Here is a 904-nt window from a genome sequence, read left to right on the forward strand (position 1 = left end):
ACGCCTCCGGCGAAGGCCGCCTTGCGGGAACATGGCACGGTAGCGAAGCTGCGCTCTTAAGGTCGCCCTTACGAGCGTAGTTAGCAGCACAGCATGAGCCATGTGACGTTATTGACCGGACCGGAGCGTCGTCGTCGTTGGCGTGAAGAGGATCAGTACCGGATACTGGCCGCGGCATTCGCGCCCGGGGCCACAGTGGCGGCGGTGGCGCGTCAGTACGATGTCGCGACCAGCCTGATCTATAAGTGGCGCCGCACGCTGAGAGCCCGCGAGACGGGCTTTGCCGAAGTTGTCGTGGCTCCCGACGAGCCTGTCGCCGCTTCGGTGCCGGCGGCGGCCCCAGCGGTGATCGAGCTGGAGATCGCCGGCAAGGTGCGGCTGAGGATTCCGCTGACCACGCCGCCGACCCTGGCGGCGGCGATGGTGAAGGCGCTGGGCGTTTCATGATCCCGGTTCCGAGCCAGGTGCGGATCTGGTTGGCGGTCGGCCGGACCGATATGCGTCGCGGGATGCAAGGCCTCGCTCTGCAGGTTCAGGAGACGTTGGGCCGGGATCCGCATGCCGGCGATCTTTATGTCTTCCGCGGCCGCAGCGGCAATCTGATCAAGATTATCTGGCATGATGGGCTCGGCATGTCGCTGTATGCAAAACGGCTCGAGAAGGGCCGGTTTCTATGGCCGTCGCCGGCGGACGGTACGGTTTCCATATCACCGGCGCAGCTCGCCTACATGCTCGACGGCATCGATTGGCGCAACCCGCGCCACACGTTCCGCCCCCAGCGCGCGGGCTGAGTTTTTCTTTGAGTTTGCGCCATTTTCCGCGAGTCAGCGGAGGCGTTTTATGATTCACTCCAGGGCATGGTTGCCACCGCCCAGGATGCTGTTCCGGACGATATCGGCGCGCT

The 904-nt window shown here is 64.5% G+C and carries 2 protein-coding genes; both read left to right on the forward strand.

From position 1 onward, the window contains the following. Positions 1 to 93 precede the first annotated feature (93 nt). On the forward strand, positions 94 to 447 hold the full coding sequence (tnpA, locus tag AC0L2P_RS32155; protein WP_473507239.1) for an IS66-like element accessory protein TnpA: 354 nt from the start codon (positions 94 to 96) through the stop codon (positions 445 to 447). Then, complete coding sequence (gene tnpB / locus AC0L2P_RS32160) at positions 444 to 791, forward strand: IS66 family insertion sequence element accessory protein TnpB (RefSeq protein ID WP_006201720.1); 348 nt, start codon at positions 444 to 446, stop codon at positions 789 to 791. The genes tnpA and tnpB overlap by 4 nt, the downstream gene beginning before the upstream one ends. Positions 792 to 904: the final 113 nt, after the last annotated feature.

This window comes from Mesorhizobium sp. WSM4836, assembly GCF_055811815.1.